The organism is Chryseobacterium sp. OSA05B, from assembly GCF_019970065.1.
Taxonomy (GTDB): domain Bacteria; phylum Bacteroidota; class Bacteroidia; order Flavobacteriales; family Weeksellaceae; genus Chryseobacterium.
This window is the reverse complement of record NZ_JAHXYH010000012.1, coordinates 1-22,064: the sequence shown is the minus strand read 5'-3', so window position 1 is coordinate 22,064 and position 22,064 is coordinate 1. Positions and strand designations below refer to the sequence as shown.

The following is a 22,064-nucleotide window of genomic DNA, read 5'->3' as shown; positions in this document are numbered from 1 at the left end:
CATTGGGTGGATTGTCACCTGTAATGTGGAAAAATGGACAGCAAGCCAAAGCAAACCCAACGCTTTTTCCTAAAACAACAACAAAATATTAACAGAAATTAATACTTTTGATTAGTACTGATAAGGGAAAGTCTACATTATAAGCGAAGTCTAAAAATCAATATCATTTATTTTTTCCACGTTTATCATTTCCTCTCGTAAATTAAAAGGATAAAGCTTTCCTTTTTCATCTGAATTAGCTTAAATCCACTTAACCAGCCCCGAGAAGATTTTCCACGTCCTTTTTTACCGACTTAAAAAAGAACCGGAGACTTTTTTGTCTCCGGTTCTAATTAAATATAGAATTTATACAGGTCTACTTTTTAAAGTGGACCATTTTATAAATTTTAAGTAAGGAACCCTTTAACTGATTGGTTCTGTTGTAAAATATACTTCCTGGATCCAGCAGTCACGGTCAGCAGTAGCCGATAATCCTACAAGTCGATACTTTTTATAAGGAACTCCTTTTGTATTGATAGTTATGAACATTAAATTAATACCAATAGGTGTTGGCCATGTAAACTCAGGCCCGTATACTTCGGAAACTATAAGCCAAACACCATCTACTGTTTCTGCCTCAATACGATACCTGCCTGTCCTGTTTTTAGATGGCTTATCCTTAACCGCTACTTCATAGCCAAGCGAGAATTGCATGGCTGTTACTAATATTTTATCACTGAATTCAAAGGTAACAGTTTGGGGGCCTACATAGTCGAAGACATCGGAAGCTTGCAGCCAAAAATCTTTACGATGGGAGACTTTATATGTAACAGTACTACCATTTGGCACATACCCAGACGATGGCATATTTTGCGTTCTCCATTCATCCCATTCCCTTAATTGATATCCCGATGGAGTATTTGAAGTATCAAAACTTATATCAAGAGGCTCACCATCAATACCATAATGAACTGCAGGTCTCCAAGCATAAAGCTCTCCAGGCTTATCTTTTCCGTTCACAAGATTATCCGGTGTAGATCTACCAAACCAAGAAACCCCAGCAGGAGTTCTTTCCACCCAAAGCGATGTACCTTTGTATTGCTTAAAGAACCAATAAAGTGCTGAAGCGGCGACGATCTTTCTTGCGGCCTGAGGATTCAAGGTGTTATTAATCTCTCCGCCATCAGGTTGCAGTTGTTCAGGCAATAGAGAACCTCCATATTTGTCTGTGATATATCCTGCTTGAAAATTGGAATCAGAAACTAGACTCTTAGGGCGTAGTACAGCTCCGTTAACAGAAGATTTTAATATCCTATAAGTAGCCTGTTCCTGATTTCCCAAGCCGGCAGTAGTAGTAACAGAGATAAGGTGGTTTCTTTTTCCACTTTCGTAACCCAATCTTTTATCATTATTAGTCTTAATATCGAAGCCTGTAATTCCTTGTTTCACCAGCTTTTCGATCTTAGAATTTGTAGGAGACAGCCCAGCATCAATTAATTCAGTTACATATATGGGATCAGACAAAAAACTTTTTTTTGTACTGTCCGTTGGCACCATGATCTCTTTGAGAAGTGCCTTTCTGGAGGTAAAATAGTTCCTGCTCTCCAGTATGGCTGTCAGTATTTTTTGTATTTTATCAGGGTTATACACTTTAATATCGAACCTGGAAACACCCCAGCCCTGCATATCTTCAGGAATAGATCTCTGATTCTCTTCTGGTATAATACCTGAAACTACCAAGGCAAATTTTTGGAAATTCACAAGCCCCTGCGTACTCAAATCATTGATTTGATCAAAATAAGCCTTTACCTGAGCTAAGGTCAGTTTAAATACTATCCCACAAATGATATAATCTGCTAACATACCCAACGCAAACATATCCATTACATAAGCCGCATCTTTTTCTTCCCAGAGAACATCTGTAGAAGGACTCCAATGAATATATAACAAATATTTCCATATAAAATTATTAATATAGCTAATACCATGGGCATTCATCACTCTTCCCGTATCTCTTGCCACTTTAGAAAAAGTCAATAACATTCTCAGGCATTTCCTATTTTTAGGAGTGAGCTGAATCAGATTATTGCTTTTCTCACTTATTATAGCATTAAATCTATCTACATATATGTTAATAACCCACTGCTTTAAATTTTGAAGCTTTCTATTTACAGCATTAATATCATTAAGATACCGAGATTCTGTATTACTACCAACTTCCCCACCAATAGAATAAAATTGATTGAGCTCAGAATTTAACGAGGTCAATTGATTGGTTAAAGATATTAATTCAGAATCATATCGCTGTTGAGGAGTTTGCTCCAGTCCAAGTATAGCTTTTTCCTCATCTGTTATTGTAAGTGTATTTCTGGTTAAGAAAGCAGCTTTTAAACCTTCTATTTTTGACAAAGGAACATTTTCAAACATATACCCGAAGTAATTGCTAAAATTATTCATCTCAACTCTATCCAAGTATGCTGGCAGGGATTCATCATGATTATTGAGATATTCTATCAAAATATCCAATGATATATTGGACAAATCACCTGAACTATTTCCGTTCATAAAGTGCACCAGATTATATATCATCTCGCGATTCCCTAAGCTTGTTGCCAGAATAAAGCCAGTTCTTCCCAAGACAGGCAATGGAGAGGCATTAATATTTTTACTTACATTATGGGTATTAAACTTTTCCTCCACTGCAATTATTTCAACTGACAATGGACATCTATAGTAGTTTTTGAGGTAAAGTACCTGGGTATTATCTTCAGTAGAAATGCGAAGATCTTCACCAATTATTTCTCTTTTTGCCCCCTCTTTAGCCGCACGGTACAAGGCTTCAGATACAAAAAGCTTGGTAACCTGTTTTTCATATGGATCCAAAGAAAGAAGATAGCTGCCTCGCCCAGGGATTCCAACTATTTCAGACCTAGGAACTACCCACCAACCACTACTCGGGTCGTATATCGGTAATATAAAACGAATGATCGCATCTGTATCCGTATCTCCTGCTTTTATATAATGTGGAAGAATAACGGATAGCCCGCTAGCGGAAGGATTAGTCATAAAATCTTTGATCCATACTGTCTTAAGTTTATCCTCTATTGTGCAGAATAAGCCCAAATCTGTACCAGAAACCAGTAGGTTAAGATCAAGAAAACGTATATTACCTCCAAGCTCCAAGATATCTGAAAGCTGGTAGATGGACGTATTATCCACTGTCCATACAAAACGATTCTTGTTGCTCATATCGATATAGTACTTACTAGATTTAGTAGATCCAGCTTTACTGATTACAGAATAATCGGTGCCATTCAGGGAGAATGGACTATTATGACTTAGCAAACGGGTAGGATATAACGTTAACTCACTCATACGCGGTACCCTGGAATAAGATATAGGAGATTGAGCTACAGCAGTTCCGCGAGGGACAAGCGAAGCTTCCACTATTTGTAAAGTGTAGTGGCAGCCAATACCGGATGCAATATCAGGTTGGCGAAGGACACGTACGTAAACCCTGTCATTACCTACACTTGACGAAACAACTAGTGCTTTTTGATTAGAACGTGGAAACATTGATCCCCCAGCTCTGGCCCTTATGGGATTATTGTTTATTGTAGAGTTGTAAAGGGTTTCCAGTTCACATTCGCCGGTATTCATTGTAATACCTATCCCATACTGAATGGACTTTTTAATCGGAAATACATACCAGTCTTCATCATCCGGCTGCTCCAGATACCCTTTGATTTCCTGGCCGATCGAAATTTCCACCGCCAGTTCCAATGCATGATGTGCTATCTGATTATATTCTCCGCTTTCAATCTCCTGAAAATACTGATGCAGAAACATTTTAAGATTGGTTTGGTTGGTCTTAAATACTTCCCGAACTATCAAATGAGGAGGCGCTTTGGTGACCACATCTATATTAGCATTGTCAGCAAAATATAATAAAAGATCGTTTTCCTGGCGGCATTGAATAATACGACTGGAGTCAGATCCTTCAGGAATTGATAAATGAAGCTGATTACCTGCTTCGGCTAGAGCTATAGATGTTATTTCTTCATCAAATTCAAGTGCCTGAAGATCAATAATCTTTCCAGGATCAGTTATAAAAGAAGAGAAAGTTTTGGATGGTAGCTGATAGTCAACCCATTTACCATCAGTCAATTTATCGAAGTCAGGCAGTTCCATCTCTGCAAAATCACCGGCCGAAGTATCTTGTGTTTTGAGCACTACTTTAAGAAGACTTTGATTATAGAATTCAACATAGCGGGCAATACGGATAGATAAATATTGACCTTGACATTCTAATAGTAGATCTGAACCATTCTTTTTATATCGCACTTTACCATCTGGTGCTTCCAGCAACAACTGAGCAAATTGCTGGGTATGGAAATCAACCAGAAAATGACCTGCATCTTTAAAGAAACTGTACGTATTTACAGATTGATCAGCTATCAGACGACGGCGAACTGAATCCTGACTACTAGAACCATTATTTACAGCAATTCGTTCTTTCTCTTCTGCAGTGAGTAACAGGAATGTTTTAGGCAGGTAATTAAGATATGTAGCTGTTGACCGGAGTATATTAGCACTATTGACTATGAGTATATGTCCAGTTATGTCCTGCACTGTTATGATTTTTGAGTTACTAACCTCATACAGATCTTTTATTGTGATTGTTTTACCCTTATGGCTTAATTTCAAGTCTTTCCCTGATTTACATGCTGTTAACTGGCGGTAATCTTTGGTAAAACGGATCATCAGCTGAGTGTTTAGGGATGTTATCCTATTTTCCAGATGCACCGATACATCACAATCGCCATTCCAGAATATAATATCATTATCTGAACTGTAGAATTTCAGACCTTCATGAGCAATCACCACATTACTGCAAAAATCTCCATGAATTTCAAGGTCAGCACCTTCAATACCACTTACATTGAATAAAATTCCTGGTACTGGAACATTGTTTGCTGGAGTATATAGCCATCCTGCCAATACTTTGCTGGCATTAGTAATAATTAATTGTTCAATATTGCCGGTGATCCTGACATTTTTTTGCGTCGTGTATTGTACTGGGTCACAAACTATATGTGCATTCAGATTAGGGTGGCTATCCTGAACCAGGTAACCCTTTTGATCACCCTGGTAGATAAGGTTTAGAGCGTATTCCCCGTCCAACCAGGTTCGTTCAACTCTTACTTCCGATCCACCGGCGTCCAGATTGATGATATTCTTGCCTGTACTTGCGTAAATCCGATTAGAATCAAGGGTTGTGAATCTGTTCAGTAGATAGGTATCGTTCTTACCGTAACCCCTAATGTCTTTGATATAGGTATCACGAAGATCGAAAAGGTTGTCGGCAGCTTCACTGCCACCCACAGAATAATTGGGATCTCTGAAATTATCCCCTAAAAAGGCCATTCTCAAATTCCTCCAATCAGGATTATCCGGGTGCTTATCTACCAGATCTCTAATACCTGTCGTATCATACGAGTTTAAGACATTATCATAATCGCTCATGCCATCTACCCTAAATGTATAGGGCTCTACATGAGGATTCTTACCACCATAAACAATGCGCTCAAAACCTTCTTCCTGGTACCGCTTTATTAGGTATTCCTGAGTCTTAGACCAATTATCGTTCAGATTTTTAAGGTACTCACCAGACAGATACTGACCTTCCTTACGGGCTCTAGCTCTTTTTAATGCATCTGTCTCTAGACCAATCCAGGATGCAAAAAATTGCTCAACACGCTCTGCATCATTGTCGAAATAACTATAGTATTCAGATATGATCATCGCACCTTGAATAATACCATTGATTATTATACCAGCTATTGCAATCACAATTCCAATCGGACCAGCTGCAGCAGCAATGCTTCCCAGAACTGTACTCGCTACTAAAGTACTCAAGGAAGCGGCTAAACTTATTGCTCCAAGTGCAAGACCTGCAGCGGCAAAAACAACCGTACTAACTGTACTGGCTACCAACGATTTGTACTCATAACTATTTATTCCCCTACCGCTCTTCCAAAAATCACTCCATTGAAGTCCTACTGATGCCATAGTGACTGCCACAAAAGCAAAATCAAGAGCTACAAAACCACCCGTCGTGATTTTCATTGCACGTGTTAACGGCATACCTGCACCAGCCAACGTTTTAGTTGTCTGGGCTATAGATTTCATCACCACATAATTGGCTATCGAGGCCACCGGCCCCCCAACAATACCAGTCAGATCAAGAGCTTTTTGCTCATCACTGGCTGTATCCCACCCTTTTATAAGGCTATAGATACCTACTACAGTGGAATATATTTCTATGGCATTGGAAACACCGTTATGGGCTATGTCAGCTACTTCTGATTTGGACTTCACTATGTTTTTGCGCTGTTCTTCTACCTGCTCTGCCAGCTTTCTGAAGCCCTGATCTCCCGAATCTTTGAACTTGCTTAACAATAAATTTCCGTCCGATTCACTCAATCGCATAAGGGCTGCCATCAACCGAAAACGATCAGTGGATTCTGCAGTCGTGATAAAACGGTGAAGCTTTTCGATATTCAGGGTAATGGAATTATCAGTCCCCCAAATCGTCAAGCCATTATCCGTGAAAAACTTCTTGGAATTCGTGGCATCCATAGCTGTAATCGCATTTAAGGCTAACTCCCCTTGAGCATCCATATCCATATTATGCTCCACTTTGCGAGTAACCATCACTTCCAGGACCTTAAGTACGCTCCCGTGCGTTGCTTTCAGACTCTGGTAATCCGCAGTGGGTATCACACCTCCAAGAGCAGAAACCGAAATCCGTGCTTTCTGTTGATCAGCCGCTGAAAGGCTGGCAAAATCCGGCAGCCTCATCACCGCATCCGTATTTCTTGTAATCTCAGCTATTCCAAGGCGAAAATTTTGTAATTCTTTCAGCGCATTGGCATACCGTTTACCAGCTCCGCCTTCTCCATTGCTACTGATAATATTTAAATCCCGCGTAGTACGTACAGGGCCTCTGCTGTCACTAATCTCATCCACATCCCAAACATAATGGCGTGAAGGAAGATCTCCGTCTTCAGAATTTTCCTGCAGTACTAGTATTTTGTTATTATCAAGGTCTTTATCAGGTGAAAAAAGAAGACTCCCTCTAAGATCATTATCGAAATCTTGTAATGAATCAGGCTCGATAGATGCCATTGCTAATTCATGAAACATATTATCATAAAGATCGGGCTCGTTCTCATACAAATGATTAACCGCAAATCCGTCGATCGATTCTGGTCTTATCATTGTCGAATTTTTTATTAATTCCCCGAGTTCTGCTCCGGATTGCTTAAATGATATCCTGTGGGTTTGATCGTCCCACTTTACTGCAATTTTATTGCTGCGACTTTTGTAAGCTAACTGAGGATACTGAGGATCTTCAGGACTGCCAACAGCTGCGGTAATCTTTCCTAAAATAAGTTGAATCTCCGTTATAAATGCTGAAATGTTGAGTGAGTTTCGGTAAGGGCCATCAGGGGTATTCATAAATACCTTACTGATCTGGCCCAGAAATGATTCTGTGAAACGATCACTCCAGGCATTGGGTGTATTGGGTATACGCTTACCATTCTCATCCGTAAGACGAGGAGGACTGGCCATTTCACAACCCGCAATAGTCAGCTTAGTAAAGCTACTTAAAGCCCCAGGAGCCAGTTTATTCCATAAATCAGTAATAATCTGATAACATTTACCAGGTGATAAGCCTGTAGAATCATATCCGCTTCCCATAGCTCCTATCCCCCCCCCTATAGTTACTTTATCTGCATAACCATGACCATAGAGGTAGGTGCGAATTTTCTTCTTACCGCCTAATAATGCCTCAGGGGTTTGTTCGATACCATTAATCTTTCCATTGACTGTTTTGATCAGCTCTGTTTTTTGGGTAACACTATTATAGTGATAAATCAAAGTAGGGACTGTCTCCGGCATCTTAAATGCCAGGCCAAGCGAAGAATATATTTGTCGAAAATCGGGCCCAACCATAATAAACACCTGGGCGTCATACTTACCAGATGAATTTACTTCCCTGGTGACTTTATCCATCACAGCGCGATACGCTTCATCAAAAAAACCCTTCCCAAGTAATTCAAAAAAAATGCCAGCTCCCTCGGAACTTCTCAATAGATTTCTGATAAAGGTAGTTAAGATGTTTCTCCCAAAATTAGCATATCCTGCCATTAAAATTCTGCCTATTTCAGGATCCATGTTCACCAATTGTTCACGGGTCAAAGTGTTAGTAATTTTATATGGTGTTTTATTATCTATTGCTGTAACTAAAAGATGCGCTTTTTCTCTTGAGTTTAGAGAATCCCAAAGCATCAGACCAGTTTTAGAGTCCGGTCTAATTAAATTGGTAGGATCTTGAAGAGATGCTTTCACATTAGAAAGAGCAGCTTTCCAAACTTCGTTTGTAAGATCAACGGCATTATTACTGATATTCTTGTCAATCTCAGAAAATAGATTATAGTCAAATCTTAGTATTAATTCTTTTATAATAATGAGCTGAGACAAATTCATTTCAAATACTTTATTCCCAATGGATAAGACCTGATCTGTTGTTAATTTCTTGATGGCACCATCAGGAATGGCTTGTATCTGTTCCGGTGACATCCCTTTAAAAAATAAAGCAGGAATATGTTCTATATACCGATCCATGTGCTGGAAAAATTTGAGATTCATTTGCTTTGCATCTCCTGGTGTCAATACCTTAAAAAGATTTAAATAGGGATTTTCGCTATTATCGCCGGGAGGAGAGTAATTAGTCAGCAAATCATGTTTCACAGCATCAAGTCCTGCAGCCATACCTTCAAAGAAAACAGGGGATAAACGAAGCTGCACATCTAGGGAAATCTTATCTATAAAATTTAATCGAGTTTGTGCTCCAAGATCCACCATAGCTCTGTAAACAGTATCATCCAACAATTGAAATATCTCGGGGGATAATGATTTTAACTGATCATCTCCCCAGGAGGAAAACAAAACAGCCAGATCTCTCGGCTTCATATACATAAAAGCCTCCTTGCTAATTTTTTTGATTATGGTTAAATCAAGGAATTTTTGTTGGTCAAAATTTAGCCTGTTCAAAATGCCAATCGGGATTATATTAAATTCTATTAAGATCCGATTCATAACAACTGCCGGTATTCTTTGCAGCTGGATATTAGTAAAATAATTATAAACATCGGTCTGTTTACCTGGAAACTTGGTTATAAAAAGATCATCAAAAAGAAGGGGCGTAATTTTGTCAAAAAAAGAAGGGCTGAGAAAACCCCAGCTTCTGTGATGCATATTACGAATAGCATTACATATAGTCTGGTAATAAGGAGAGCTAATAGAATCTGGAACAGATATCCATTTGGCAATATTAATTCCCCATAATTTAGCAGGCTTGTCTAAATTTAAAAAATTTGTCATTATAGCCTGTGGAATAGAATTCAGCTGAACAAGTGTCAATACATCATGCAACGTATTGAAAGCAGCCGGTGGAAGAATTCCTAATTGGTCTGAAGTAATCGTGTTTGCGTATTTATAGAGGATTTTATCAGCCAGCTCTGGTGATATTCTTGCGAGAAATCCATCAGGTTGTGTACCTAACGAATAGATCTGTAGGGCGGTTAATTCGAAAGTAGCTGGTAATTGGACCTTAAGAACATCCATAGGTGTTCTGTTAAGATAACCCAAAAGCTCCCCGTAGGTGGTGAGGGTAACTCCCCCTAAAGTAATTGGTAGCATATATTTTGTTTTAGTATGTTAATATTGGCATTTGATTATTATTTGATCAATCAATGTATATCTTTGATATAAAATAGGAGATCGCTGTACTTTTTTTAAATATTCTTATCGTTCTCTGGCTCTATGATATGATTAAGCATCACAACTCATCAATTTTTTGTTTCAGATTTGTGCAAAAACACCTTGTAATTATTATCAGAAATACAAATCGATGAATCCAATTTCAGCAATGTTTATTTTGTCTTACAATGTTTAGCTCAGATTAAATCCCGTCTTTTCAAAATTATTAACACCTCTGATTTACCAATAAATTTTTCTTTATCTCTTAAAATCTAAACAAGTTCAAACATAATTTCTGTATACTGTGTGTTTAATTCTTGATATGCTATTAATTAATTGTAAATCAACTCTATATATTCACAAATTGCTTGTTATGAAAAATATACTTGTTTTTTGTGTTCAATTAAAAAGTGGCCTAGTTTAATGATAAATTATAAATCCTATTTCATCATTTGGTTAAGATCAATATAAGTTTTAACTAGGTCTTGAGGGACTGAATAATGATGCAATGTTAACCAATAAAACAATCAAACATATCTTCTCATGGGTTAAAAAAAGTTAGCTAAGAAATACAAAAAATTAAAAAAAATTACTAGTATGAGGAAATATAGGAATGACGAGGCAAATTCCTTGTCTTTGAAATCTTCATTCACTACCTCCAAAACCAAACAAAGCAATCCTTTGGGGACAAATACGTTACTCTTTATCATTAATCATTTTTAACTTCAAATATTTTCATATTATATTCTTCTTACTAAAACTTCACGCTCTTGGTCTTTCGTAACAATAAATATAGTTTAAGCATTTACGATATCTCCATGATCAAGATAATAGTCTGATTTAATAGATTAGCATCTTTATCTTGTTTTAGTCCTTATATTTATTCGTTTTGAAGTAAGCCTAGCACCAGTAACATTTATACAATTAAGCTCATTAAAACCGTTATTATCTTCTCTTGAGAAATTGAACCTAGACTAATATTGAATGATTTTGTAGTCTTTCCTAAAAAAATATAGTTTCTAAATTTGGAATACTATAAAAAATGGTAAATTTTCAGAAGTTCAGATTATAAAAATTATGTCTGAACAAAATAAAAGAAAAACAGTAAATGGTATTTGTAGAGAAGATGTTATCAGCCAGCCAACTTTCCAAAAAAAGAAGAGTAAATATGGACAGTTGAATATACAGCAGCTATTTATCCCTTTCTAGGAATACCGTTAAAAAATACATCTCATTATATGAGATCCTGGGCTTGAGCCTTGATGCAATCTATGCCAAAACAGACGCCGAGCTGGAACTTTTGTTTTCCAATACTATCGTCCAGTCCATCAGCCCCAAGCTACAGTCCCTGTACGATTTTTTTCCCAAAATGGAACGTGAGCTTAAAAAGGTAGGTGTCACCGTATATCATATGTGGGAGCAGTATCTTGTCCTGCATCCTGATGGTTTTCAGAGTTCACAGTTCCGTTATCATTACAAGATCTAGGGCAAGCGTGTGAACCCGATGATGCATATGAATCACAAGTCCGGTGACAGGATGTATGTCAATTCTGCAGGAAAGACACTCTCAATTATTGATAAATAGAGCGGAAAGCTTAAAGAAGTTCAGTTTTTTTTAACTATTCTGGGAGCAAGCATAAGGAAGATTTTGTACGTTCTGTAGAAAATGCCATGCGCTTTTTTGAAGGTACACCAGCAGCGATCGTTCCTAATAACTTAAAATCCGCAGTGATAAAAATCCGCCGTATTGAACCCACCATCAATTAGACCCTGGCCGATCTGGCCGAACATTATGAAACCACTATCTTGCCTGCCAGGGCTTACAAACCGAGGGATAAATCCTTGGTAGAGGGAGCGGTCAAGATCCTGTATGGAAGGATCTACGCCAATCTTCAACAGTGATCCTGCGGTCTGGATGAACTAAATAGTGAGATCTGGGATCTATTGGACTCTCATAACAAAAGCAAGCTCACAGGACGTCCCTACTCCCAGTATGAGCTGTTCTTAGAGGACGAGAAGCAGCAACTGCGCCCACTGCCTGAGCGCCGTTTTGATATCAAGTACCAATCCTTTGCAACAGTAATGCAGAACGGACACCTACAGTTGAGCCATGACAAGAACTACTACAGTGTTCCGTACCAGTATATCAAGAAGAAGATCAAGATCTTATACACATCTTCCACAGTAGAGATTTATTATAAATACAACAGGATCACCATGCACGGACGCAATTACAAGCCCTATGTCTACACGACCATTACAGAACATCTGGCCATCATCCACCAGCTTGTGGCAGGATGGAGTGCTTCCCGCTTCATCGATTAGGCCAACAGTATTGACACTGCAGTGCGAGAATACATTCTCCAAATTATCGACAGTCGGAATCATCCCGAGCAAGCTTACAAAAGCTGTATGGGAATCCTGAACTTCGAAAATAAGTAGGAAGAGAACGATTGATAAATGCCTGTAAACGGGCATTGGATTTTAACATCTACAGCTTTCAGACCGTACAGAAGATATTGGAGAACAATCTGGATAAGATGATCGATCCCGAAAAAGAAGAAAAGGAGCAGGAGCTGCCTGATCACGGCAACATCAGAGGAAAACTATCATTAAATATCAACAGTTATGAACGAACCGACAGTGAGCAAAATGAAGCAAATGAAGCTTTACGGAATGCACAATGCCTTTAAGACCACTATTAAAAGCCGAAGGACAGACCTTATACCCTTGACCAGTTTGTATCGATTCTCATCGATGCCGAATGGGATGAAAGACACAACAGGTGCATAGAGCGAAGCATCAAAAATGCAAAGTTCCACTACAAGTCCAGTATTGAAAGTGTCAACTTCGATGACCCGCAATCGACCGTAATCTGGTAATGCGTCTTGCAGGATGTGAGTTCGTAGAGAAAAATGAGAACATCCTGATCACAGGAAGTACAGGCGTGGGTAAAAGTTACCTGGTAACCGCGTTAGGCTATCAAGCCTGTATCGAAGGCTTCAAGGTCAACTATTTTAATACTTCCAAGCTGTTTGCCAAATTAAAAATGGCAAAAGCAGACGGGGCATACCTGCGAGAACTAGCAAAAATACAAAGACAGGATGTGATGATTCTTGATGATTTTGGTCTTCAGGAATTGGACAGTGCCAACAGAATAACCCTTCTGGAGATCATAGAAGACCGTCACAACAACGGTTCCATCATTGTGACATTGCAGATCCCGGTGCAGGGTTAATATTATATTATTGGTGAAAAGACTATCACCAGTCAGGATTAGAAGTACCTGGCTCAGACATGATCTCCATACATTTAACCATCGTTTAAAAGCTCTGGAAGCGAAATCCCAAGAAGGTCTTGTTGTTACAGAAAGTCAGCTTATTGCTTTGGAAAAAGCCAAAGAAGCAAAGAAGGCACATGGAGAAATTTAAACTCACCATCCGGGTTATTTAGGAGCACAGGATACTTATTATGTTGGAAATATAAAAGAGGTTGGACATATTTATCAACAAACTTTTATGGATACTTATTCCAAAGTTGCTTTTGCCAAGTTGTATGATCGTAAGAACGACCTGACCATTGCAGCTGATGTGCTGCAATGATCAGGTCGTTCTTTTTTTGAACAGCAGGAGCTTCGTTTACTTAGAATTTTAACCAACAGGGGACTGAATATTGTGAAATAAGAGAACAGCATGAATATCAGCTTTACTTAGCTATTGTAGACATTGATCACACAAAAACAAAAGCTAAAAGCCCCTAGACCAACGGTATCTGTGAAAGTTTCCAAAGACAATACAGGAAGAGTTTTATGGCATAGCTTTCAGAAAGAAAATTTACAGAAGCATTGAAGAGCTACAACTGGATCTGAACAATTGGCTATTATATTACAATAATGATAGAACGCATACAGGAAAACATTATTATGGTAAAACACCAATGCAGACATTTTTAGACAGTAAACCTATGGCAAAGGAGAAATTATTGAAAACTCCTGCAGAAGAACAAAAAAACCTTACTTTTGGAAGTAAGGATAATATCGAATAACTGACAAATATTTTATAACTAAACTGTCAGGTCAAGTCGTGGCTATTACAAATAAGTGCCAATAATATTTTTTTATTTAAGGCTATCATTTTGAAGTTTCGTTTTATTAAAAAAAATCATCTAATACACTGTAATTCAATATTTTTTTTCACTTTTTTTATCTTGATTGTCTTAAGTAATGCCTATATTTCTTAATCTTAGTAATTTTTTTTAACTTTTTTTATTTCTTAGCTAACTTTTTTTAACCCATAAGAAGATATGTTTGATTGTTTTATTGGTTAACATTGCATCATTATTCATTCCCTCAAGGCCTAGTTAAAAATTATATTGATCTTAACCAAATGATGAGATAGGATTTATAATGTATCATTAAACTAGGCCGCTTTTTAATTGAACACAAGACACAAATATATTTGGCGGCTATATATAATTTCTACACATGATAAATTTATTTTTGTGTAATTGAGTTTTTATATTTGCTTTTGTAAATAGCAGATGTTATGATCAACAATAACTTCAAATCAATTTTAGATCTTATAAAAGCCCTTCCGAATGAACGATCATGTATTGATCACAAGTTCAAAGTTCTATAATTGTAAAGGTAATAAATACTAATGTAAAAATACAGGCAAATACTTCAACGTTAAAACGAATACCATTTTGATAACACTAAATTAAGGTTACAGAAATGGTTTTTGGCTATTTATATAGTCACATCTCATAAAAAAGGAATTTCATACTTGCAATTAGGACGTGATTAAGATATTACTTAAAATTCAGCTTGGTTTATGTTGCAACGAATTAAAAAGTTTTTTGGCATTGAGAATAATAATGATTTAGATAACGAAGTTGAAGCAGATGAAAATTATATTGATGGAAAGAATAAGAAACATCACACCAATCAGAAGATTGAAGGATCACAAGGTAGAATCGCAAATGATAAAGTTCCGGTAGTTGGAATGATTGAGCGCGATGGAAAATTAAATGCCTACAAAGTACAAGATGTGAAATCACACACTTTAACCAGAGAGATAATAAAGAATGTGAAGGAAAGTGCAAAACTTTACACTAACGAATATGTAAACGGAAATGTTCACACTAGTACTATCGAAGGTTTTTTGGTCTTTATTAAAAAGAGGCATTGTAGAATTAATCTACAAAACAATTATTAATTGATAATCAAGAAAATTACGCAAAATTTATATTTTATCAATATGAAGAAGGTAAAACAAATATTCAAGTTATCGTTGATGATAATAACAAAACAATTTGGGTTACTCAGGAGTCTATTTCAGAAATATTTGATATTAATATTGATATTAGTGGTATAACAAAGCATTTACAGAATATATTTGAAGATGGAGAATTAATTGAAAGTAGCATTGTGTAAAAAATGTATATTTCAACATCTACGAAACCAGTAAACTTCTACATTTTAGATGTAATTATATCGCTTGGTTACAGGGTTAATTCATACAAAGCTATACAATTTAAAAATTGGGCAACATCTGTACTAAAAGATTATATGATTAAAGGTTTGCTTTAGATGATGAAAGACTAAAGCAGGGAAACAAAATATTTGGAAAAGATTATTTTTCAGAATTACTTGAAAGGATTAGAGAAATCCGATCAAGCGCAAGACTATTTTACAAAAAAATAACAGACATGTATGCTACATCTATAGACTATGATGTCATTCACCAATAACCCAAGAATTTTATACCAAAGTTCAAAATAAACTATATTTAGCTATTATTCATAATAATACTGCAGCTGAATTCGTAAAGCTTAAAGCAGATGCAAATAAAGAGAATATGGGTTTAACCTCTTGAAAGAATGAGAAAAAAGCAGAAAAATTCTAAAAACAGATGTTCATAATTAAAAAAGGAATTAGGATTTAATCCTAAAGAGGGAAAATAAAATTTTTGCAAGTCTGAAACTTTAATTAGATTACAATTCAATTTTTAACGAAACAAAGTGTTAGCAGTTTATTATACCTCGTGGAATCTGGTAAATTCAAAAAATAGGTGTATTTAAATGTGCGAATGCTCATGCCATAGGCGTGGGCTTTACTGTTGGTAACAATCCACCCAATACATCGTGCAGACGATAGTGATTATAATCTTCGACCCATTCTTATGCTGTTTCTCTTATTTCATCCAGACTTGAAAATAAATATGCATTCTAACACTCCTTCTCTGAATGATTTATTCAATCGCTTTTTCAAAGAATTCTGCGTAGGTTTTTCCGGCTGGATGTAAGCAAACTTGATATCATTCACCAAACTCCAGATATGGATAAGATGAGAGATAAACTCCGGCCTATTGTCCATTCTTATGCTTTTTGGTTTTCCGTAACGGCTTGCCAAGTGTTTCAGAATCCAGACCACACGGCTACTTTTGATAGAATAGTCGGCTTCTATGTGCAATACCTCACGGTTGTAATCATCTATAATATTAAAAGTCCTGATTTTTCTTCCGTTTTCTAAAATATCATTCATAAAGTCCATATTCCAACTCTGGGTAAAGCCTTGTGGAATGGATAGCGGTTCTTTTACTCTGGTGATCTTACGTTTTTTGGATTTTCTTCTAAAGATATCCTGCCAGTTTATAAATCCTGTGAAGCCTTTTATAATTTACTTTCTCACCTTGACTAAGAAGCCTATGCCCTGGACTTGGAGACAGCAAGGTATATTATCGAAAAAAAAAGTTTTAAAGGCCTGCCACAAACGGAGTCTGATCGGAGAGCTGCAAAAAGAGTCTGAAATGGTTATTGCAGGGCGTGCCGAATAGTTATAGTTGGAATCAGTCGGATTTCTATGGCTTACAAAAGCATCAAATATGACACGGTGCTTTACAGGCAGTTGCTATCGTTGAGAGAAAGTCATCCTCGTGACGGTTTTGGAAATACTACCATAGTTAGCTTACATCCTTTTCAGTTTCGCATTAATTGTTTGAGCCGTTTTAGCTCACCGGATTCCATTCCACTATATTTGTTCCGCCATTTATAGAAAGTCTGGTTGCTGATGTCGTTTACTCTGCACAATTCTTCACTGCTGGTTACTCCGACGTAGTCCTTCAGAATCTTAGTGATCTACTCTTTTTCATATTGATTTTTACAATTTGAAATTAATAATTTTTATATTTTTAAATTGTACTGTTTTCGGGGGAGCTTACAACCAAAGCACACTAAACTTGAATATTATTCATGATTTTAACCACAAACAATGTGCTTATAATAATGCTTAAACGTTTTGTGAGCACCCAAATTAAAACCAATCATACTCGTAATGATTTCAGAATCCGATATTACCGATTTTCTGTTTCTTCTCTTTTTATAATCTCCGAGTGCCTGTAGCTTCATTTGTTTGATTTGGGAGTCAAATTCTTTACAAAAATCGTCAACTTGTACAAAAATATTTTTAATTTGATCTTTCAAAATCATAAGTAATAATTTGGTTAAATATTTGAATGTCAAAAAATTAAATATACGGATTATTGCTTTTTATTGCAAATTTTTATTCTGTTTTTTATCCCGAACTCAGGTTATTTAATAATTTATGAGCGTGATTGGTGGTGTTGCAATCTATCTTACCACTCATATGCAGCAATTTCATGTACTTCCATTAGAAATCCAATAAATAGACAAGAACCTTGGATATAAATAAACCGAAGAAAACCAACGTTGTTATGCGCTCGGGTTGAGGTTTGTTAAGTTCTTAATTCTATCAGTAATGTCTTAATATACCTAATGACAAATGGCACTGAATACAGCTTAATCATGGGTTATTAATATTACTCTATTATCTTAATTCTTTCTGAATTACGCGGTTTCATTGGTGGATTTTCAGCAGGATAGCCTAACGATATACAAACTACTGCTTCATAATCATCAGGAATTTTTAAAGCACTTAACAAATCTTTGTTTTCAGGGAAATTGAGTGTAGGTACCATTAATACCAATGGACAAGTACCCAAACCTATTCCATGTGCACTAAGCATAATATTTTGAAGAATAATACCACAATCCAAAGCACTGGTTACACTATTTTTATCCCGTGCTATTACGATAAGAGTCGGAGCATGATGAAAAATGCTGAAATCCGAATCTTTATTACTTTTTACCTGAGTATTTATATAACGCTTATTCACTTCGTCAAGCCACAATTTATTTTGTACAACACGTATCTCCCACGGTTGTTTATTATAAGCAGAGGGTGCATAAATGGAGTATCTCATAATGGTATCGATCTTTTCCTTACTCACTTGCTGGGAAGTATATTTCCGTATGGATCTTCTCGATAGCATATTGTCTAATATGGCACTTTTATTATTACCATTGTACACTTTATTGACCACATCCTCTTTACAAGAAGTAAATAAAAAACCGATCAATAAAATAAAAGGAGCAATTGTTTTCATACTAAAAAAATTTAAAATGGTTGAAAAATTTTATATTGATTATGGACATGATATTTTATAATCATATAGAAGATATAGAGATAAATAGGCAGTTGCATTAACCCTGCATATTGTAAACTGACTACAGCCATCGTAGTTGTTAAAATATATAAGGACAGAAAAAAAACTGATTCCCAATTCAAGTCATTTCTATGTCCCCAAGGAATGGGTTTAAATACTTCTCCAATTTTTGTACTAAATCCATTTAAAATAAGTATCCCGTAAGACATATATGCAAAATTGATCCCACTGTACAATAATATAGCTACCACAATTCCTAACATTCCCCCATAGTAAATCTTTCCATTACTATGTGACGGACTTGAAGCCATATCTGTAGCCATATAGATGCTTCCGAGCAGTAGTCCCTCCATCGAAAATTTATATTCTGTACTCTGTGGGATTAAAATTTGCAAACAAAAAATTACAGATAAAAAAGTAATAGGAATATGCCAACTAATTCTTTTCTTAAAAGTTAAATAAATACCTCCTATCAAAATAAGAATTATGGAGTATTCACCGACTGCTCCTGATGGATGATAAATCCATTCACTGATGTGAGTGGCAAAAGTTTTACTGTAAAAAAAGGAAGAGAAATCTATTTTATGATTATCTATATATCGCGTAAGATTCCACATAGTATTACTACCCATAATAGTAGGAAAGAAAACAACCATACACTCCCTACCTATAAGGGCTGGATTGAATCTATTTTTCCCAACTCCACCCCACAATATCTTTCCAAATAATATGGACATTGAAGCACCAAAAGCAGCTACATACCAAGGCGTTATTGGAGAAAGTGTAAAAGCGAGCAGTAATCCGGTAATAATTCCGGAACCGTCTATCAACTGTGCCGGTATTTTCTTTAAAAAAATCATTCCGAAAACTAAATCACTAATTATACATGCTATTACACAGGTTAATATTACGATAAGACTTAAAACCCCAAATGCCATATATGCAACTAAGACAATAGGTACTAACGCAATAATAACATCGAGCATTATATTTCCAATACCTGTCTTTTTATGCTTTATATACGGTGCTAACATTTCTTTCATTAAAAATTAACTTTTTACCTTCTTTAATACTATACATCAATGGAACATCTGCAGGACAAGCGTAAGCACAAGCCCCACATTCAATACAATCCATTAGATTATTGGACAATAATTTTACTACGCTATTGTCACAAATATATCTTGCAAATTCCAAAGGCAACAAATTCTGCGGACACACATCTGCACAGTAGCCACAGAGAATACAATTATTTATTTTACTTTTTCTATCTTTTAGCAAAAGCAGACCTCCAACTCCTTTGTGGATGCCTTGCCGAGTATCTTTAGACTGCACTCCCATCATAGGGCCTCCTAATATAAAAGTAGATCCAGAAGCACATTGCGAAGAAAAATAAATTGGAGATATATGATTGACAGGTGTTCCTATTTTCACCCAATAATTAAATCCCTTCTGTTCATTTTCATCATAAAAAGTAACAACACGCTCTGTATAAGGCTTTCCCTCAAAGAAGCCTAAATAAATGGCCCACAGTGTACCTACATTGTTTACTATTATGCCATGATCCGAAGGAATACTCCCTTTTGAAAGAACTTTTCCCGTAACAGACTTAATAAGTTGTAATTCTCCACCCTGCGGATAAGTATTCGGTAGCAAGCAGATGCAACCCTTCACACCGTTACTTTTAAATGATTTTTCAATAAGAGGTTTTATTGATTTATTTTTGAGCTCTAATCCCAAAACAACATTTTCAATATCTACAACTCTCTGAATAAGCGCTACAGCTTGGCCGAGTTGATGGGAATACTGTTTCATGATGGCATAATCCGCTGCAAGATATGGTTCACATTCGGCTCCATTTATGATAAGAGTCTTTATTTGTTTCTTTCCTATTCTATATTTTGAGTAAGTAGGATAACGAGCGCCTCCGCTACCTTCTATACCATATTCAAATAATTTTTCAACAAATAGGTCCAATGTCAAATTTTTAAGATCATTTTTTTTCAGAGGAAGTTCGTGTTCTCTAAAATCGTTGAATAGCTCCAGATAAGGTAGATTATCTATTTGAATAACACTGCCTATTACGCCAGACACTGGTGAATGAATAATTCCTGTATACGAGTGTTGTGACAGCGCTAAAATTTGATATTTACTTACATATTCATTTTGTTTCACTATTGGATCAAAATTACTATTGTAGCCAAATAGAGGTATATGGAATTTTTCAGGTTGTTGTAATAAGATAATGTCATCATTTTTATAATTATCTTTTTGATCCGATATCAATAGCATATATTATTTATTTAATTTAAAAAAATAGTTAAATTTTATCTTTCTTCTTCTATAACATAAGACTCCAATAAAATATGTCCGTAATGCTTATTTATCTGCTGGGATACAAAAACATCATTATCATTTGCCATTAACACTGTGGATAAAATATCTCCAAGAAAAGCTGTTTTAGTAATGGTCCCAGCCTGAACATTTTTTGAAGGAAAACCTGATTTAGCATTAATAATGTGTCCATATTTTCTATTCTCAATTTCTACAAAATGTCTTTTTCTCCCTGATAGTGAGAAACACGCATTCTGAAGAAACAGTCTCCCATACTTATCTGGTTCTCTGAAATGAGGAATATCTATTTTCCAATATGGATGTTCATCGTCGTTCAGCCCGTATATTGTACTACCTCCAGCGTTAACGATTGCATCACTCACTCCTTTGGATCTTAAAAAACAAATTACCTTGTCTACAGCAAATGCTTTGATGAAGGATCCTGTCATTATCTCACTTGTTCTACTAATACGTACTCTATGATCCTCAATCTCTATATAATTTGATTTTAGTGTAGTTAGCACCTTCTCAATACTTTCTTGCGTTGGAATCTTATTGATTTCAAGATCATAGAATCCCCATAATTTAAGTAATGGTATCATCCCAATATTATAAATCCCGTCTGTCAAGGTTTGTATATCCAAGATATGATTTAGCATAGTTATAGTTTCAGCATCAACTTCTACCCAATTACCGGCATTCTTATTAATCAAATCAAAATAAGAACCTTCCGAATAAGAATTATACTGCTGATCAATTGTTCTCATGATCTCAAAACATTCATCCAGGTATTTCTCACCCACATCAATTGGTAATTTTATTTTGATATGGCAATGAAATAGAAATTGTGTATCTGTGATATATTGTTTAATTACTTTCTGATGCTTTTTCAACCGTGTTTCCATTTTCTATTTTCTTAGTATTCACATTAAAATCAAATTTATCTATCTTTACACTTTGAAAATAAACTGAGGAATTCCTTAGTTGATTTGTATTATTGTCATATACCAATTCATGTGTGTCAAAATTATGTTCTCTCAACCAGTCTATATTCTTTTGATGTTTTATTTTGTTCCTTTCCTCCAACTCTTCCTTAATATTTAATAAAAGTTTTTTGTTACCTAGTAAAATCAGAAGAACTACAACTAATATTAATGCTATTCCTCTGAATTTCGATTGCCTGTTTTTATAAATCATATCCATATAAAAATATTTTAGTTCTTACATAATTGTTTTTGTGCCACCTCTTAAATATATATTTACATCGAAAGGATATTCTTATGATTCACCTGTTTATTTTCCAAAGATCCCTTTTGCAAGAGGTTTGAATCTAAAGATGCGATAAGGTGGCACTGTTTTATCCTGTCCATTGTTGAAAGCTTCCCCCAACGGCAG

13 protein-coding genes and 3 pseudogenes are annotated in these 22,064 nt (G+C 35.9%); 8 read left to right on the top strand and 8 right to left on the bottom strand.

Annotated features, from left to right (window positions below; all coding sequences use genetic code 11):
• Positions 1-402: 402 nt before the first annotated feature.
• Positions 403-9,750 (bottom strand): hypothetical protein, encoded by a 9,348-nt coding sequence (locus tag LC419_RS23170; protein WP_223609582.1) that lies wholly within the window; start codon positions 9,748-9,750, stop codon positions 403-405.
• A 1,312-nt stretch (positions 9,751-11,062) separates the two neighbouring features.
• Between LC419_RS23170 and LC419_RS23165 the strand changes: the two genes are divergently transcribed.
• From LC419_RS23165 to rhuM (LC419_RS24270), 8 genes and pseudogenes are all read left to right on the top strand, one after another.
• Complete coding sequence (locus LC419_RS23165; protein WP_223609581.1) at positions 11,063-11,296, top strand: hypothetical protein; 234 nt, start codon at positions 11,063-11,065, stop codon at positions 11,294-11,296.
• A gap of 458 nt (positions 11,297-11,754) precedes the next feature.
• Positions 11,755-12,135 carry a hypothetical protein gene (locus tag LC419_RS23160; RefSeq protein ID WP_223609580.1) on the top strand — a complete coding sequence of 127 codons (381 nt, stop codon included), beginning with the start codon at positions 11,755-11,757 and terminating at the stop codon, positions 12,133-12,135.
• Between the two features lie 152 nt (positions 12,136-12,287).
• Positions 12,288-12,503: a hypothetical protein gene (locus LC419_RS23155; RefSeq protein WP_223609579.1), complete on the top strand. Its 216-nt coding sequence runs from the start codon at positions 12,288-12,290 to the stop codon at positions 12,501-12,503.
• Between the two features lie 170 nt (positions 12,504-12,673).
• Positions 12,674-13,048, top strand: a complete 375-nt coding sequence (locus LC419_RS23150; RefSeq protein WP_223609583.1) for an ATP-binding protein — start codon at positions 12,674-12,676, stop codon at positions 13,046-13,048.
• Between the two features lie 37 nt (positions 13,049-13,085).
• Positions 13,086-13,854: pseudogene (locus LC419_RS23145) on the top strand (integrase core domain-containing protein); the annotation flags it as partial.
• Between the two features lie 788 nt (positions 13,855-14,642).
• The gene (locus LC419_RS23140) at positions 14,643-15,026 is read left to right on the top strand and encodes a transposase (RefSeq protein WP_223609578.1); all 384 of its coding nucleotides are present in this window, start codon (positions 14,643-14,645) and stop codon (positions 15,024-15,026) included.
• A 221-nt stretch (positions 15,027-15,247) separates the two neighbouring features.
• Positions 15,248-15,561: pseudogene (gene rhuM, locus LC419_RS24275) on the top strand (RhuM family protein).
• The gene (rhuM, locus tag LC419_RS24270; protein WP_368734510.1) at positions 15,558-15,686 is read left to right on the top strand and encodes a RhuM family protein; all 129 of its coding nucleotides are present in this window, start codon (positions 15,558-15,560) and stop codon (positions 15,684-15,686) included. Before rhuM (LC419_RS24275) ends, rhuM (LC419_RS24270) begins: the two are co-directional and overlap by 4 nt.
• A gap of 323 nt (positions 15,687-16,009) precedes the next feature.
• On the opposite strand, the gene LC419_RS23130 is transcribed toward rhuM (LC419_RS24270), so the two are convergent.
• The 7 genes and pseudogenes from LC419_RS23130 to LC419_RS23100 all read right to left on the bottom strand — a co-directional run bounded on the left by LC419_RS23130 (position 16,010) and on the right by LC419_RS23100 (position 21,872).
• Positions 16,010-16,363 (bottom strand): DDE-type integrase/transposase/recombinase, encoded by a 354-nt coding sequence (locus LC419_RS23130; protein ID WP_223609577.1) that lies wholly within the window; start codon positions 16,361-16,363, stop codon positions 16,010-16,012.
• 437 nt (positions 16,364-16,800) lie between these two features.
• A pseudogene (locus tag LC419_RS23125) lies at positions 16,801-16,911 on the bottom strand (transposase); the annotation flags it as partial.
• 737 nt (positions 16,912-17,648) lie between these two features.
• Positions 17,649-18,275 (bottom strand): nitroreductase, encoded by a 627-nt coding sequence (locus LC419_RS23120; RefSeq protein ID WP_223609576.1) that lies wholly within the window; start codon positions 18,273-18,275, stop codon positions 17,649-17,651.
• 11 nt (positions 18,276-18,286) lie between these two features.
• Positions 18,287-19,378: an RnfABCDGE type electron transport complex subunit D gene (locus LC419_RS23115; RefSeq protein ID WP_223609575.1), complete on the bottom strand. Its 1,092-nt coding sequence runs from the start codon at positions 19,376-19,378 to the stop codon at positions 18,287-18,289.
• Complete coding sequence (locus tag LC419_RS23110; RefSeq protein ID WP_223609574.1) at positions 19,344-20,627, bottom strand: RnfABCDGE type electron transport complex subunit C; 1,284 nt, start codon at positions 20,625-20,627, stop codon at positions 19,344-19,346. The genes LC419_RS23115 and LC419_RS23110 overlap by 35 nt, the downstream gene beginning before the upstream one ends.
• Positions 20,628-20,662: 35 nt before the next feature.
• Positions 20,663-21,574, bottom strand: a complete 912-nt coding sequence (locus LC419_RS23105; protein ID WP_223609573.1) for an FAD:protein FMN transferase — start codon at positions 21,572-21,574, stop codon at positions 20,663-20,665.
• On the bottom strand, positions 21,537-21,872 hold the full coding sequence (locus tag LC419_RS23100) for a hypothetical protein (protein ID WP_223609572.1): 336 nt from the start codon (positions 21,870-21,872) through the stop codon (positions 21,537-21,539). Before LC419_RS23100 ends, LC419_RS23105 begins: the two co-directional genes overlap by 38 nt.
• Positions 21,873-22,064: the final 192 nt, after the last annotated feature.

What these genes read in the sequence shown, in the direction of transcription:
- LC419_RS23170 (WP_223609582.1), bottom strand. Translation starts at nt 9,750, where the DNA reads ATGCTACCAATTACTTTAGGGGGAGTTACCCTCACCACCTACGGGGAG.
- LC419_RS23140 (WP_223609578.1), top strand. Translation starts at nt 14,643, where the DNA reads ATGTTGCAACGAATTAAAAAGTTTTTTGGCATTGAGAATAATAATGAT.
- LC419_RS23130 (WP_223609577.1), bottom strand. Translation starts at nt 16,363, where the DNA reads ATGGACTTTATGAATGATATTTTAGAAAACGGAAGAAAAATCAGGACT.
- LC419_RS23120 (WP_223609576.1), bottom strand. Translation starts at nt 18,275, where the DNA reads ATGAAAACAATTGCTCCTTTTATTTTATTGATCGGTTTTTTATTTACT.
- LC419_RS23115 (WP_223609575.1), bottom strand. Translation starts at nt 19,378, where the DNA reads ATGAAAGAAATGTTAGCACCGTATATAAAGCATAAAAAGACAGGTATT.
- LC419_RS23110 (WP_223609574.1), bottom strand. Translation starts at nt 20,627, where the DNA reads ATGCTATTGATATCGGATCAAAAAGATAATTATAAAAATGATGACATT.
- LC419_RS23105 (WP_223609573.1), bottom strand. Translation starts at nt 21,574, where the DNA reads ATGGAAACACGGTTGAAAAAGCATCAGAAAGTAATTAAACAATATATC.
- LC419_RS23100 (WP_223609572.1), bottom strand. Translation starts at nt 21,872, where the DNA reads ATGGATATGATTTATAAAAACAGGCAATCGAAATTCAGAGGAATAGCA.